The organism is Streptomyces sp. NPDC005805 (genome assembly GCF_040630445.1).
In the GTDB taxonomy this organism is placed as follows: Bacteria; Actinomycetota; Actinomycetes; order Streptomycetales; family Streptomycetaceae; genus Streptomyces.
This window is the reverse complement of record NZ_JBEXXN010000057.1, coordinates 23,401-37,361: the sequence shown is the minus strand read 5'-3', so window position 1 is coordinate 37,361 and position 13,961 is coordinate 23,401. Positions and strand designations below refer to the sequence as shown.

At 75.8% G+C, this 13,961-nt stretch carries 10 protein-coding genes; 2 read left to right on the top strand and 8 right to left on the bottom strand.

Features of this window, described 5'->3' with window-relative positions; all coding sequences use genetic code 11:
* Positions 1-1,742 (top strand): hypothetical protein (locus tag ABZ457_RS25300; RefSeq protein ID WP_359161369.1); only part of this gene is annotated, 1,742 nt, incomplete at its 5' end.
* Positions 1,743-1,801: 59 nt separating this feature from the next.
* On the opposite strand, the gene ABZ457_RS25295 is transcribed toward ABZ457_RS25300, so the two are convergent.
* The 4 genes from ABZ457_RS25295 to ABZ457_RS25280 all read right to left on the bottom strand — a co-directional run bounded on the left by ABZ457_RS25295 (position 1,802) and on the right by ABZ457_RS25280 (position 6,873).
* Positions 1,802-3,838 carry a tetratricopeptide repeat protein gene (locus ABZ457_RS25295; protein WP_359161366.1) on the bottom strand — a complete coding sequence of 679 codons (2,037 nt, stop codon included), beginning with the start codon at positions 3,836-3,838 and terminating at the stop codon, positions 1,802-1,804.
* A gap of 154 nt (positions 3,839-3,992) precedes the next feature.
* Complete coding sequence (locus ABZ457_RS25290) at positions 3,993-4,874, bottom strand: DUF4394 domain-containing protein (protein ID WP_359161363.1); 882 nt, start codon at positions 4,872-4,874, stop codon at positions 3,993-3,995.
* Positions 4,875-5,143: 269 nt separating this feature from the next.
* Entirely contained in the window at positions 5,144-5,596 is a 453-nt protein-coding gene (locus tag ABZ457_RS25285; RefSeq protein WP_359161361.1) for a universal stress protein, read from the bottom strand.
* Positions 5,597-5,613: 17 nt separating this feature from the next.
* Complete coding sequence (locus ABZ457_RS25280) at positions 5,614-6,873, bottom strand: SLC13 family permease (RefSeq protein ID WP_359161398.1); 1,260 nt, start codon at positions 6,871-6,873, stop codon at positions 5,614-5,616.
* Between the two features lie 411 nt (positions 6,874-7,284).
* Between ABZ457_RS25280 and ABZ457_RS25275 the strand changes: the two genes are divergently transcribed.
* Positions 7,285-8,046 carry an alpha/beta fold hydrolase gene (locus tag ABZ457_RS25275; RefSeq protein WP_359161360.1) on the top strand — a complete coding sequence of 254 codons (762 nt, stop codon included), beginning with the start codon at positions 7,285-7,287 and terminating at the stop codon, positions 8,044-8,046.
* 40 nt (positions 8,047-8,086) lie between these two features.
* Here ABZ457_RS25275 and ABZ457_RS25270 read toward each other — a convergent pair whose 3' ends face one another.
* The 4 genes from ABZ457_RS25270 to ABZ457_RS25255 form a co-directional block, all read right to left on the bottom strand.
* Positions 8,087-9,547, bottom strand: a complete 1,461-nt coding sequence (locus tag ABZ457_RS25270; protein WP_359161396.1) for a SpoIIE family protein phosphatase — start codon at positions 9,545-9,547, stop codon at positions 8,087-8,089.
* Between the two features lie 344 nt (positions 9,548-9,891).
* A complete protein-coding gene (locus ABZ457_RS25265) occupies positions 9,892-11,364 on the bottom strand; it encodes an MATE family efflux transporter (protein ID WP_359161357.1) in 1,473 nt (490 codons plus the stop codon).
* Positions 11,361-12,383 carry an LLM class F420-dependent oxidoreductase gene (locus ABZ457_RS25260; protein ID WP_359161354.1) on the bottom strand — a complete coding sequence of 341 codons (1,023 nt, stop codon included), beginning with the start codon at positions 12,381-12,383 and terminating at the stop codon, positions 11,361-11,363. The genes ABZ457_RS25265 and ABZ457_RS25260 overlap by 4 nt, the downstream gene beginning before the upstream one ends.
* Before the next feature lie 62 nt (positions 12,384-12,445).
* Positions 12,446-13,852 (bottom strand): YcaO-like family protein, encoded by a 1,407-nt coding sequence (locus tag ABZ457_RS25255; RefSeq protein ID WP_359161351.1) that lies wholly within the window; start codon positions 13,850-13,852, stop codon positions 12,446-12,448.
* Positions 13,853-13,961 lie beyond the last annotated feature (109 nt).

Sequence of the window (13,961 nt, the reverse complement as noted above, 5' to 3'; positions counted from 1 at the left end):
TGGGCGACGGGCGACGGGCGACGGGCGACGGGCGACGGGCGACGGGCGACGGGCGACGGGCGACGGGCGACGGGCGACGGGCGACGGGCGACGGGCACAGGACCGTCCTGCTCGCGGCGCGCTCCGCTGTCGCGCTGTACCGACTCCTCGACGCGCTCCCGGTGTTCGCCGGTGACGACCGCGTCACCCGCCTCTTCGCCCTCGTCCCCGGCTCCGACTTCGGCGCCGGCACCCTCGCCGCCATCGAGGCCGTCGGCGGCCGCACCCTCCCCTGGGCCGAGGCCGCGTCCGGTACCTACGACCTGGTGATGGCGGCCAGCCCCAAGGGCGAACTGCGTCTGCTGCGCGGCCGACGGGTGCTGCTGCCCCACGGCGCCGGGTTCAACAAGACGATCCCCGGCGAGGGTTCGGCCGACTCCGTCTCCGGTCTGGACCCGGCCCACCTCCTGCCCGCCGACGACGAGACCCCGCCCGTCGCTCTGCACGCCCTCGCCCACCCCGACCAGGTCGCCCGGCTGGCCGCCGCCGACCCCCGGACGGCGCGACGGGCCAAGGCGGTCGGGGATCCGACCCTGGAGCGCATACTCGCCTCCGGGTCCCTGCGCGACCGCTACCGTGCCGCGCTGGGCACGGGCTCGCGCACACTCGTCGCCCTCGCCTCGACCTGGGGACCCGAGTCCCTGCTCCGCACCCGGCCCGGCCTGCCCGCCGAACTCGCCGCGCAACTGCCCTATGACGAATACCAGTTGGCGCTCATCGTCCACCCCAATGAGCACAGTCTGCTCGGTGCGTACGACCTCGCGCAGCGTCTGGCGCCGGCGCTCGACGCGGGCCTGGTGCTCGCGGCGCCGCACGAGGAGTGGGCCTCCGTCCTCGTCGCCGCGGACGCGCTGATCACCGACCACGGTTCGGCCGCGCTGTACTACTGCGCCTTCCGCGACCGTCCGATCGTCGGTGTGCACCCCGGGGGCGGCGAGCTGCTGCCCGGCACCCCGATGGACCGGCTGCTCGGCGCGGTGCCGCGACTCGGCCCGGCCGGCACGGTCCGGGCGGCCCTGGACACCTGGACGCCGGGTGCCGGACGAGCCGCCGCCGAGGCCGCGTTCACCGACGGCCACGGCACCCTGAGCAGGCTGCGGACCGAGGTGTACGCCCTCCTCGGCCTCACCCCGCCCGCCCCGCGGGCGACACCCCGGACCCTGCCCGTCCCCGCCGGGCCCACCCGGACCCCGGCGGCCTTCGATGTGCACGCCCGGCTCACCGGCGACGACGTGCACCTCACCCGGAGCCCGGTCGGCACCGGCCCGCCCGGTCACCATCTGGCGGCGGAGTCCGGTGCCGCGAGCGAACCCGCCCTGCGCGGCGCGGGCCTGCTGTACCGGCGCGCGCTGCCGTCCGCGGACACCCGGGACGGCGCCTGGACCGCGGGCGGCTGGACGCTGGACGCCCTGGACCACTACCCGGGCTGCCGCACGGCCGCCGCCGTCCCCGCCTCGGGCGCCTGCCTGCTGCGGATGCGAGGCCGCGAGCAGCCATGGGCGCTGGAGCCCGAACCCCGCCACGAGGCCGGCCGCATCATCCGCCCGGACCCGGCGGCCCTCCTGTCCGCCGCCCCCGTCTGGCTCCTGGCGCACCGGGACGCACCCGCCACCCCCACGCGCCTGACCTGCCACCTCGGCGAACGCCCCTTCACCGCCCTCCTCCGCCCGGCGACCCCGGCGGACACGGCCCAGCCCCTCTGACCGCACGAACGGGACACCCGAGCCCCCACGCCCCCGAGCGTCGGGGCCCAACGGCCGCCCTACAGCAGCCCGTTGCGCCTCCGGATGGCCTCCGCCGCCTCCCGGTGCTCCTGTGCGCCGACGGTGTCGCCCTCGTCGGCGGCCAGATCCGCCAGGGCGTCGAGGACGCGGGCCTCGTCGAAGGCGGAGTTCCGTTCCCGGGCCGCCTCCAGGGCGCGGAGGACGAGGGGGCGGGCCTCGGCCGGGCGGCCCAGTCGGCGCAGGACGCCCGCGAGGGCGAAGCCGGTGCGGGCGGTCATCCGTGCGCGGCCCAGACGGGTGGCCTCCGCGTGGGCCTCGGCGAGCAGCTCATGTGCCGTGTCCGGGTCGCCGAGCCGGGCGGTCGCCTCGCCGGTCCGGTAGGTCTGGAGCATCGCGCCGTAGTCGTTCCCGATCTCCCGGTGGATCTCCCGCGAGCGGAGGAAGTCGGCGACGGCGGCCCGGTGGTCGCCGGTGGCGGAGTGGAGCATGCCGCGGAACTCGATGACGGAGGCGGCGAGTTTGCGGTCGGGCACCGCGTCCCCGAGGAGGTCCGCGGCGGACTGCGCGCCGGCCATCTCCTCGGCCGCGCCCGCGGGTTCGCCCGACTGCCAGAGCCGGCGGGCGAGCTGGCAGCGCATACGGGCGATCCAGCGGGGGTTCCCGGCGCGGACGGCCGAGTCGGCACCCAGCCGGAAGAGGTCCACGGTGTCGGAGCGGTGCGGGTGGTCCAGCGCATACGTCCACAGGGGCTCGCAGAGGGCGACGGCCTCGGCGTCCAGTCCTCGTGCGTGGGCGAGGCGGACGCAGGCGGCGAGGGTGTGGCGCTCCTCGTGCAGCCGGCGCGCCGCCGCCGTGGCCGCGGCCGTCCGCCCGGCCTCGTCCACCGCCCCGGCCGGGTCCCGCAGCGGCACATCGGGGGCGTGGGGCAGCGGGGCGTACGGGTCGGTGACGACCAGGCGCTTGCCCGCGGCGTACAGGTCGGCCCGCTGGGCCTGCCGCACGAACCAGCGCAGCACCCGGATCTGCGCCTCGGCGGCCTCTGCCGGGGCGCCGTCGTCCCGGGCCCGGCGGAGGGCGTGCGCGTGCAGCGGCGCCGGGAGCCGCATCCGGCCGTCCCCGGGGGCACCGTCGGCATCAGCGGGCCCGACGCCCCCGGCGGCCCGCAGGTCCAGCAGTCCGGCCCGGACCAGTTCCTCCAGGGCCTCCTCGCAGACCTCCGGTCCGCGCCCCAGCAGGGCGGTCGCCGAGGCCGGGGTGAAGGCCGGACCGGGGTGGTGCGGCAGCAGGCGGTAGAGCGCGGCGGCGGCCTCGGACAGCCCCGCGTACACCGTGTCCCAGACCCGTTCCACGCCGTCGCCCCCCTTCACGTCCAGCTCGGCCCCGAGTTCCGCGACGAGCTTCGGCAGCGGGCGCAGCCGGTGAGCGCGCAGCCAGCGGCCGACGGCGAGAAGTGCGGCGGGGAGCCCGTCGCACAGCCGCACAAGGGCCTCGGCGGCTTCCGGGTCCTCGTCGAGACGGCGGTCCCGGGCGACCAGGCCGAGGAGTTCCCGTCCGTGCGGCGGCTCCAGCGGCGGGAGGACGACGTCGAGCGCGGCGCCGTCCTCCAGGTCGTGCAACGGGCCGTGGCTGGCGACGATCACCAGGCTGTTGCCGGACGCCGGGATCAGCGGGACGACCTCGGAGGCGTACCGCGCGTTGTCGACCACGACGATCAGCCGGGCGTCGGTGGTCAGCTTCCACCACTGCTTGCACTTCGCCCGGTAGGAGGCGGCCAGCATGTCCGGTGGCACGTCGAGGGATTCGAGGAGCTGGGAGAGGGCGTGCCCCGGGTCGATCACCCCGTCCAGGCGGAAGTCGTCGAGATCGACGACGAGGACCCCGTCGGGGAAGCGGTCGCGCAGGGAGCGGGCGAGGAGATAGGCGAGTTCGGTCTTGCCGAGGCCGCCGGGGCCGCTGAGCGAGAGGACCAGGGGGCGGTTCCGCCCGTACCAGCCGTCCACCGCCCGCAGCGCCGTGTCGCGTTCACCGTCCCGGTTGACGAAGTGCACCGGTTCCGGCGGAAGTTCCACCCGCATTCAGCCCCCTCACCACGCCCCCGTGCCTCCCGGCCGGGCTCCGAAAAGGTTCTCACAGAACGGAGTTGAGCCGCGTGGGGGACGCGCGGCGCGTCGGCCGGGGAACGCGCGCCGGGCGGGACGGTCATGCGCCCCGCCCGGCGCGCTCACGGGCTCAGCCCTGGTTCAGCGGCAGGGCCACGTCCACCACCTGCCGCCCCGCCGGGAAGGAGCCGAGCAGGACGGTCTCGCCGTCGAGGAGGTTCACCCGGTAGAAGCGCTGCCTGCCGCCGGTGGACAGGGCGGCGAAGCCACGGTTCGAGCCGTCGGAGGCGCGGTAGTAGATGTCGAACCCGGCCGACGGTCCCGCGTTCACGCCGAGGTTGCCCGTGGGGGCGAGGGTGCCCGCGTTGGCCGGGGACTGGAGGGAGACGCGGTCGTTCACGGTGTCGATGTCGAACAGGGTGGTCGCGGTCGCCGTGTTGAGGTCGTTGTTGGTGTACGCGGCGCCGGTGACGCCGAGGGCGGTCGACGGCGGGGTGGTCGGGTTGGTGAGCGTCCCGTCGGCGATCGTGGTGCGCGGGGCGGCCGGGTCGTCGATGTTGTGGCGCAGGTTCTGGCCGGTGTCGCTGATCACGCGCAGCCGGTTCGCGGCCGGGTTGAAGTCGACGCCGAAGTGCTTGCCGGCGAGGGCGACGGTGAGCTGGGAGACCTTGGCGGCCCTGGCCTCGTTGCTGACGGTGTAGACACCGCCCTTGTCGCCGACGCCGTAGAGCTTGCCGTTCTGGACGCGGAAGTCGATGCCGACGAGCTTCGTGTCGCCCTTCAGCCCGGCGATCTTGCCGAACGACCAGGTGTCGGCCGGGTTCGCGACGGGGAAGCCGACCAGGCGCTGGTCGGAGGTGAGCCCGACGCCGATCAGCCCGCCGGTGGCGGCGGCCCGCCCGCGCGGCGCGAACGGGTCGGGTCCGGTGGCGTCCGCCGAGGCGAGGGCGGGGGCGACGAGGGACAGCGCGGCGGCGCCTGCGGCGGCGGTCGCGAGAAGACGGGTACGCACGGATGCACTCCGGGGTTCGGTGGCCCGCGCTCTCGACGGCGCGGGTCCGCGCGTGCTTCGCCGCGGGGCGCGAAGGGGTTTGGTCCGGCGGCCGCGTTCCCCCCGGACGGCGCACAAAAGTCCTACCGCCCGCCCCTCGGACGGCGGCACGCGGCACGGCGGCACGCGGCACGGCGGCATGGTCGTACGAGGCGCGGGCTTACGAGGCGCGGGCGTACGAAGCGGGGGTGTGCGAAGCGGGGGTGTGCGAAGCGGGGGTGTGCGAGGCTCTACGGCCCGACGAGCAGCACCGGGCAGGTGGCGTGGTCCACCACGAACCGCGCCTCGGGCCCGAGGCTGCCCGGCCCGGGCCGGCGGGTGTCCCCGTCCCGGACGACGACGAGCAGGCCCGCGCCCTCCGCCGCGGCGACGACCTCGTGCTCGGCGCGCCCGTGCCGTTCGAGCCGGCGGCACGGGCGCCCCAGGCGGCGTTCCGCGGCGGCGAACAGGCGGTCGGCGGAGGCCGCGCCGAGGCCCTCCAGACGGTTCCCCGGGTCCAGCTCCCGATGCCCCCGGCCCAGCAGCCCGGCGTAGGCGCCGTGGGCGATGCCGGCGGCGTCGTGGCCGGTGACGTGCAGCAGGACCACGTCCGCGTCCTCCGGGGCATGGGTGCGCACCGCGTCCACGCACGCGGGCCAGGTCGCTTCGGTGAGCCAGGCGAGCACGGACGCGGGGTGTGTCACGGGGGTGTCCCTCCGGGTCAGCCGCCGAGGACGCTCAGGGACGCCCAGAGTGCCACCACCGCGGCGAGCAGGGCAGTGGGCACGCTGAACAGACCGAGCAGCGTGAACTCCCTGAGGTCCACGTCGTGCTCGTGGCTGTGCATGATCCGCCGCCAGAGCAGCGTGGCGAGCGAACCGGCGTAGGTCAGATTGGGCCCGATGTTGACGCCCAGCAGCACGGCGAGGACCGCGCCGGAGCCGGCCGGGGCGGCCAGCGGGAGCAGGACCAGCACGGCGGGCAGGTTGTTGATCACGTTGGCGAGCACGGCGGCCAGGCAGGCGAACCCGAGGAGCGCGAGCAGCCCCGACCCGCCCGGGACCACCCGTCCGAGGAGGTCGCCGAGTCCGTTGTCGACGACCGCCCGCACCACGATCCCCAGGGCGAGGACGAAGGCGAGGAAGGGGAGGTCGGCCGCGCCCACCAGGGAGCGGACGGCGGTCCCCCGCCGGACCAGCGCGCGGACGGCGAGCACGGCCGCCCCGGCCGCCGCGGCGAAGGCGGGGTCGATGCCGAGGGCCGAGGTCAGGACGAAGCCCACCAGGGTGCAGGCGACGGTGACCAGGGCGAACCTCGGCATGGCGACCGGTTCCGCGTCGCCGGGCACCCCGGCGGCCCCGGCGGCCAGGTCGCGGGCGAAGAAGCGCCGGAAGACCAGGTACTCGACGGCGACGGCGGCCACCCACGGCAGGGCCATCAGGGCCGCGAAGCGGGTGAAGCTCAGGCCGCTGGCCGTGAAGGCGAGCAGATTGGTCAGGTTGGACACCGGCAGCAGCAGCGAGGCGGTGTTGGAGAGGTGGGTGCAGGCGTAGACATGCGGTTTGGGCCGGGCGCCGATGCGGGCGGCGGTGGCGAACACCACCGGGGTCAGCAGCACGATCGTGGCGTCCAGGCTGAGGGCGGCGGTGATCACTGAGGCGAGGCCGAAGACCGAGGTCAGCAGCCGTTTCGGGGAGCCCCGCGCGCCCCGCGCCATGAGCACCCCGCAGGCACGGAACAGCCCCTCGTCGGCGCAGAGGCGGGCGAGGACGAGGACGGCGGCGAGGAAGCCGATCACGGGGCCGAGCTCGGCGGCCTCCGCCACGGCGTGGTCCAGGGGGATCACGCCGAGGGCGGTCAGCAGGACGGCGGCGGGCACCGCGAACACGGCCTCGGGCCGGCCGTACGGGCGGATCACCGCGCAGGCCAGCACGACGAGGAGGCAGACCGCGGCGAGCGCGCCCGCGAGTGGCGTGTCCAGCTCCGTTCCCTTCCTCTCCGGCCTTCCCGGTCCCGCCGATCGGCCGGTCCGGCCGGTCCGGCCGGTCCCCTCTGGCCTCCCGGGCCGGCCAGTCCGGTCCGGTCCCGTCTTGCCACCCGGGCCGGCACGGTCCGGTCCGGCGACGGTGTCCGATCATGCCGGAACGGGTGCCGCCGCCCGGACCCGCCCCGGCGGAGTCCCCCCTCGTCACCTCGCGCCTCGTCACCTCGCGGATCCGGCCCCGCGCGTCCGGCACATGATCGAAAATGGCCCCTGAGCACGACACCGGAGACCGCCCGCCCGGGCACACGCCCGTCCGACCCGAGGAGTACCCATGCCCACCACCGGTTCCGGCCCGGCCGGCACCGCGCGCCGGCGCCCGGCCACCACCCCGGACGGGGAGGCACGGGCATGATCCTGGTGACCCCGCGCCCCGCGCCCGAGGCCCCGCACCGCCTGGTCGTCCTCCCGCACGCCGGCGGCGGGCCGACCTTCTACCGGACCTGGGGCGCGGCCGCCGGGCCGGACATCGAGGTACGGATCGCCCAGTACCCCGGCCGCGAGCGGCGACTGGCCGAGGCACCGGTGTCGGAGGCCCGCGTCCTGGTCGACGAGGTGTGCGCGGCGCTGCGCACCTCGGACGACGGGCGGCCGACGGCCCTGTTCGGGCACAGCATGGGCGCGATCCTGGCGCACGAGACGGCGCACGCGCTGGCCGCCGACGGGCCGGTCCGGCCGAGCGCCCTGTTCGTCTCGGGCCGCCCCGCACCCGCCGTCGCCCCGCCGGGCCCACCCCCGGGCGCGACGGCCCGGCCGCGGACGGACGCGGAGATCCTGGAGTCGCTCCGCCGCCACGGCGGGACCCCGATGGAACTCTTCGACCACCCGGACATGCGCGAGCTGTTCTTCCCGGTGCTGCGGGCCGACTATCTGCTGGTCGACTCCTACCGCCCGGTACCGGACCGGCCGCCGCTCGACCTCCCCGTCACCGCGCTGTGGGGCACCCAGGACCCGGTGGCGGACGAGCGGACGATGCTGCCGTGGCGCTCCGTGACGACCGGCGCGTTCGGCGCGTACGGCTTCACGGGCGGCCACTTCTATCTGACGGACCACCGCGACGCGGTCCTGGACCGGATCCGTGCGGGTCTCGGTCTGCCGCCCCGGGAGGCATGAGCGCTGCCGGCCCGGGAGACATGAGCGCCCCGCCCGCCCCCTACCCCGGCCCGGCCCCCCGCCCCACCCGGGCGACCAGCAGCGCCACGTCGTCGTGGTCCCCGGGGTGACGCAGGGTGTGCAGCAGCAGGTCGCAGGTCTCGTCCAGCGACCGGTCGGGGTCGTCCAGGGCCGCGACGAGGGCGTCCAGGCGCGCGTCGATCGGCTGGTCGCGGGTCTCCACCAGCCCGTCCGTGTAGAGGACGAGCTGGTCACCCGGGCCGAGGGCCCGGTCGGTGGTGCGGAACGCGACACCGCAGCCGCCCAGCGGGGCGCCGGTGGGCAGGTCGAGCAGTTCACGGGTGCCGTCCCGGCGCAGCAGGACCGGCGGCAGGTGCCCGGCCAGCGAGATCCGGCACTGCCCGGCGCCCGGGTCGTAGACGACGTAGACGCAGGTCGCGATGGTGCCCAGGCCGTCCGTCACATGGTCGAGGTGGTGCAGCACCTCCGCCGGGTCCAGGTCCAGGTCGGCCAGGGTCCGGGTGGCGGTGCGCAACTGCCCCATGGTGGCCGCCGCGCCCACCCCGCTGCCCATGACGTCCCCGACGACCAGGGCCGTCTTGTCGTCCTGGAGCGGGATGACGTCGAACCAGTCGCCGCCGATCTCCATGGTGGCCTGCGCGGGCCGGTAGCGGTGGGCGACGTCGAGCCCGGGCCGCGCGGGCGGGGGGTGGGGCAGCAGGCTGCGCTGGAGGGTGAGGACGGCATGGCGCTGCTCCTCGACGGCGCGGTGCCGGTCGGTGACGTCCACGCTGGAGGTGGCGACGCCCAGCACCTTCCCGTTGGGCGCTTCGAGCCGGTAGAAGGAGATCGACCAGGCGTGGTCGTTCTCCGGGTCGGCGGCCGTGCGGCCCACGGTGTACTGGTCGATGATCGGGACCCCGGTGGCCAGGACCTCGCGCATGGCGTCCTCGAAGGACCGGTCCAGGTAGGGCAGCACATCGCTGACGTGCCGGCCGACGTGCTCGGCCGCGGGCACGCCGTTCATCCGCTCCTCCGCGGGGTTGACGGAGATGTACCGGAGCTCGGTGTCCAGCGTGCCGAGGCCGATGGGCGACTGGGAGACCAGTTGCGCGGAGAGGGCGAGGTCCCGCTCCATCCGCCGCAGCGTCGGCTGGTCGGTGGCGAGGCCGAGCGCGTAGTAGTCGCGCTGCTCGTCCTGGAGGCGCATGTTCCGGAACTCGACGAGGCGGGTGCTGCCGTCCTTGTGCCGGACGGGGAAGACCCCGGCCCAGCTCTCCCCGTCCCGCATGACCTGGGCGAACAGTTCGAGGACGCCGTCCAGGTGCACCTCGTCGATCAGCAGGTGCCCCGCGTACCGGCCGAGCGCCTCCTCGGCGGTGTAACCGAACAGGCTCTCGGCCTGCGGGCTCCAGAGGTCGATCCGGCCCTCGGCGTCGAGGAGGACGGCGGCCACGTTCAGTACGTCCATCAGGCCGCCGGGTCCGGAGGGGCCGGTCATGGCCACCCCGGCGGTCCCGTCCCCGGTCCACGGCTCGTCGGTCCCGGCGCGCCGCTCGTCCGCCCCGGTCCCGGCCCGCCCGTCTCCCGAGGGCCCGGTCGCCTCCCGCTCCTCGGTCCCGGCGTGCCCGTCCCCGACGGGCACCGTGGCGCCGGCGTCGTCCCCCAGGGACTCGCTCCCACCCATACCCAGGCTCCTTCCGCCGCCGGCCACACTCCGCCGCCGACCGGACCGGCCCCGCCCGGGGGCCGTGCTCCGCCTTCCATCCTGCCCCGGGCTCGCCGCCACGGCCCGGCGGTGGCGCGGGCGGCGAAGGAGACGGCGCGGTCGGCATGAGCCAGAGGTCATGCGCCCGGGGCAGGGTCCGGCCGCTTCACCTGGAAGTGCCGGTGGTAGCGGCTGTGGATCAGGAGGGCGTAGAGAGCAGCGAAGGCCGTCCAGGCCAGGTACATGCCGGGGAGTGCGTATCCCAGATACACGCCGAGGAGCCAGGCGCACGGGATGAGCAGAACGTAGTCCGCGGTGACGGACGCGATCATCAGCGACCGGGTGTCGCCTGCCGCCCGGAGCAGGGCGCCCCGAGCCATGGCGAGCACCATCGGCGCCATGCTCAGCAGGGCCAGGGGGGTTGCCTCCCAGGCGCGTTCGGCCACGGCCGGGTCCGCGGTGGCCAGGGCGATCAGCGGGCGGCCGAGGACGAGGGCGACGGCCGCGGGGAGCACGAGCATGAGCAGCAGCAGCCGGACGCCCGCGCGGTGCCAGGCGTCGGCACGGTCCCGGTCGCCGCGGCCGAGTTCCTGCCCGGCCAGAACAGTGACGGCGGAGGCCCCGGAGGCCATGACGGTGAAGACCACGAGCAGGAGGTTGTCCACGATGCGGTAGGCGGCCAGATCGTGCGTGCCCATGCGGGCGGCGAATCCCACGAGCAGGGCCTCGTTGAGGTAGCCGATGCCGAGGGTGCTCATTTCCGGCCAGCCGATGCGCCACAGGCTCCGCGCGATGTCCCGTGTGCTCTCGACCGGTTCGCCGCGATCGCCGCGATCGTCGGGATCGGTGTCGGCGCCGGGCGCCCGGAGCAGGCGCGTCCGGCAGTACAGCAGCAGATAGCAGGTTCCGGCGGCGGTGGCGGCCAGGGTGGCGACGGCGGCGCCGGTGACACCGAGTCCGACCCGGAAGATCAGCAGCAGGCCGAGCGGCAGGTTGACCGCGTTCACCAGCAGCGCGGTGTACATCGAGACCCTGGTCGCGCCGATTCCGGCGCAGGCCGCCTGCAGGGTGAAGGACACCGCGGCCACGGGCACGGCGAAGGCGAGCACGCGCAGATAGGCGGTGCCCGGCCCGATCACGTCCTCGGGAGCGCCCAGCACGGTGAGCGCCGGAGTGGCCACGGCGTACAGCAGGACGCCGACGGCCGTGCCGGCGGCGAGCGCCGTGAGCACGCCGATGCGGACCACCCTGGCGACCTCGCCCGGTCGCCCGGCGCCGTGCCGCCGGGCGACCTGCACCTGGACGGCGGTCGCCCAGCCGCGGACGACGATCAGGGCCACCAGGTACACGGGCGCGGCGAGCGCGAAAGCACTCAGCGCGCGGGTGGACAGCCGCGCGAGCATGACCGTGTCCACGAGGTTCACGGCGATCTGGGTCAGACCGGCGATCAGCAGCGGGTAGGCCAGCTTCCAGAGGTGGAGCGGGGACGGGTCGGGCGGCCGCTGCCGGTCGCCGGGGACGGCCCCAGGAGTTGCCGCGCCGCCGGCAACCGAGTCGGTGCCGGCGCGGTCGCCGCCGCCCGCGGGGCCGGTGCCGGTGCGTTCGGTCACAGGGCGGCCTGGGCGGCTTCCAGGAGTTCGACGTCCCGGTCCAGCAGGATCAGGGTGTCCACGCGCGAGTCCTTCCAGGCGGCGATCCGGTCGACGATCGCCGGCAGGGGCCCGACGAGGGCCACCTCGTCGATGAGCGTGTCGGGGACGGACGCGACGGCCTCGCTCCTGTGCCCGTCGGCGAGCGCGCCCCGGATCGCGCGGGCCGCCCCCTCGTACCCCATCTGGCAGGCCACGTCGAAGTACGTGTTGCGCACCCCGGGCCCGACCGCTCCGATCAGATGCGCGAACAGCGGTCGCAGTTCGTCGCGGCCCTCCTCCGCCGTGTCGGCCCGGGCCACGTACGGGATCGGGCAGATCCTGACGGCATCGGGCGCCCGCCCGGCCCGGGCGAGCCCTTCGTCCAGAGGGGCGGTCAGGGCCTTCTCGTGCTCGGGCGCGTACAGGCCCGAGAGCCAGCCGTCGGCCAGCTCGCCGGTGAGCGCCACGCTGCGGGGGCCGATGGCGCCGAGGTAGACGGGGACGTCGGGGCGCAGCGGGGTCATCTCGGACCTGACGGGCCGGGCCCGGCCGCTGGACCCTGGCCCCCGGTAGGGGAGTTGGTAGATCTCGCCGTCGTACGCGACCCGCTCGGTACGGGCGACCATCCGGCGGACGATGTCGACGTACTCCCGGGTCCGGCGGAGCGGCCGGTCGTACGGCCGGCCGTGCCAGCCCTCGACGATCCACGGGACGGACAGGCCGAGGCCGAGCCGGAAGCGGCCGCCCGACAGCATGTCCAGGGTCATCGCGGTCATGGCGGTGGCGGCCGGGGTGCGCGCCGGGATCTGCATGATGGCGGTGCCGAGCCCGATCCGCTCGGTCCGGGCGGCCAGGTAGCCGAGGACGCTGACGGCGTCGGGGCCGTACTCCTCCACGCTCCATACCGAGTCGACGCCGATCCGTTCGGCGCGTTCGACGATCGGCAGCACCTGCTCGATGGGTTCTCCGCCGTAGCCGAGGGCCAGTCCGAGACGCATGCGGCGGCTCCTTCCGGGTCTGTCGAAATGGGGGTGAACGGGGACGGGGAGGGGCCGCCGGCTCAGGAGAACGGCAGGGGGTCGAGCAGCAGGGCGTCCTCCGTGAGCGGTCCGGGCACCCAGCCTCGGGCGACCGGTTCCTCGTACAGCCGGCGCCCGCCCAGGAACGGGAAGGCGGCCGGGGCGTTGCAGCTCAGCCCCGGGACCAGGACGCGGACGACGTGCAGCCCGGCGTCCCTCGCCTCGGGCGTCGTGAGGTCGACGGTGAGGGCCCGCAGGCCCTGCGCGGCGAGTTGTGCGGTGAGCCGCGGCAGATACGCGTCCGGGCCGCCGCCGGGAGCCGGGGCATCGCCGGGAGCCGGGCCGCCGCCGGGAGCCGGGCCGCGGGCGGGGACGGAGGCGGCGGCGGGGGCGCGCAGCCGGTCGAGCCGGGCGTCCTGGGTGCGCGGGTCGAGGTGGAGCTGAAGGTGCAGGCGTACGTCGTTGACGTCGCGCAGGTCGGAGCGGAAGGCGTCGCGGTAGGTGCGGTCGCCCCGGTACGGCCGGTAGGGGCGGTGGCCGAACCGGCCGGCGCGGACGCCGCTCCAGAAGTCGCCGTCGTGGTCCAGGAGTTCGAGACCGGTCTCGTGCATGCCGACGGCCTCGGTGAGCGCCTTGGCCGCCGCCTCCTCCGCGGTGGCCCGGCAGGCGCTGCCGAAGGCGACCAACCGGCGGGCGGGGTCCTCCAGGAACACACCGGCGACGATCACCTCGAACGTCGAGGGGATGCGCAGGAACGTCACCCGGAGTCCGGCGGCCCGGGCCTCGCCGGCCGCCGCGGCGGCGGGCCCGCCGGGTGCCGGGGCGAGGGCCGCGGCCGGGGCGCCGCTCAGCCACCACAGGGTGACGGCGTCCCGTTCCAGCACCTCCTCCAGGGCCGCGCGCCGGGCCTGCGCGATACCGGCACCGGCGGCCGTGCCCGCCAGCAGCGGGTAGTGGGTGGGTGGTTCGGCGGCGTGCGGGCCGCGGAGGTAGTTGACGTACGCGAGGGACGCGGGGACGAGGACCTCCTCCCCGTCGCCGAGGTCGGTGCCCGGCACCCAGGCGAGCTCCAGGTCGGGCGTCATCGGTGTGAAGGGGAAGCCTCGGTGCGCGTACTGGGCGGGCGAGTAGAGGGCGAACGCGCGCGGATCGACCGCGGGCCGCCCCTCGCGGGTCAGCCGCCGGTGGGCGGCGAGGGGCAGTTCGGCGGGGACGGCGTTGGCGCAGTAGCGTTCGACGGCCTCGCCCACCGCGGCGGCGCGCGCCCGGTCGTGGTCCCCGAGCGCGGCCCCGCCCGTGACGGCGTCGACGACCCCGGAGGCGAACTCGGGCCGGGCCGACAGACGGGCGCTGTACGACACGCAGCTCGGCACGGTCGGAATCCGGGGGTGGTCGCGGGTGACCCGCTCGATCAGGGCCGGCAGCACTGCGCCTCCTGCTCCTCTCACGGCCGGCGCCTCCGTGCGCCCGGCTGTCCCCGGGCCGGCGCTCGACGCTCCTGACTCCTGGACGGTTCCGGGGCCGTGCGCGGCAGGGCGCCGCGCCGGCCCCGACGGC

What these genes read in the sequence shown, in the direction of transcription:
- ABZ457_RS25295 (WP_359161366.1), bottom strand. Translation starts at nt 3,838, where the DNA reads ATGCGGGTGGAACTTCCGCCGGAACCGGTGCACTTCGTCAACCGGGAC.
- ABZ457_RS25275 (WP_359161360.1), top strand. Translation starts at nt 7,285, where the DNA reads ATGATCCTGGTGACCCCGCGCCCCGCGCCCGAGGCCCCGCACCGCCTG.
- ABZ457_RS25270 (WP_359161396.1), bottom strand. Translation starts at nt 9,547, where the DNA reads ATGACCGGCCCCTCCGGACCCGGCGGCCTGATGGACGTACTGAACGTG.
- ABZ457_RS25260 (WP_359161354.1), bottom strand. Translation starts at nt 12,383, where the DNA reads ATGCGTCTCGGACTGGCCCTCGGCTACGGCGGAGAACCCATCGAGCAG.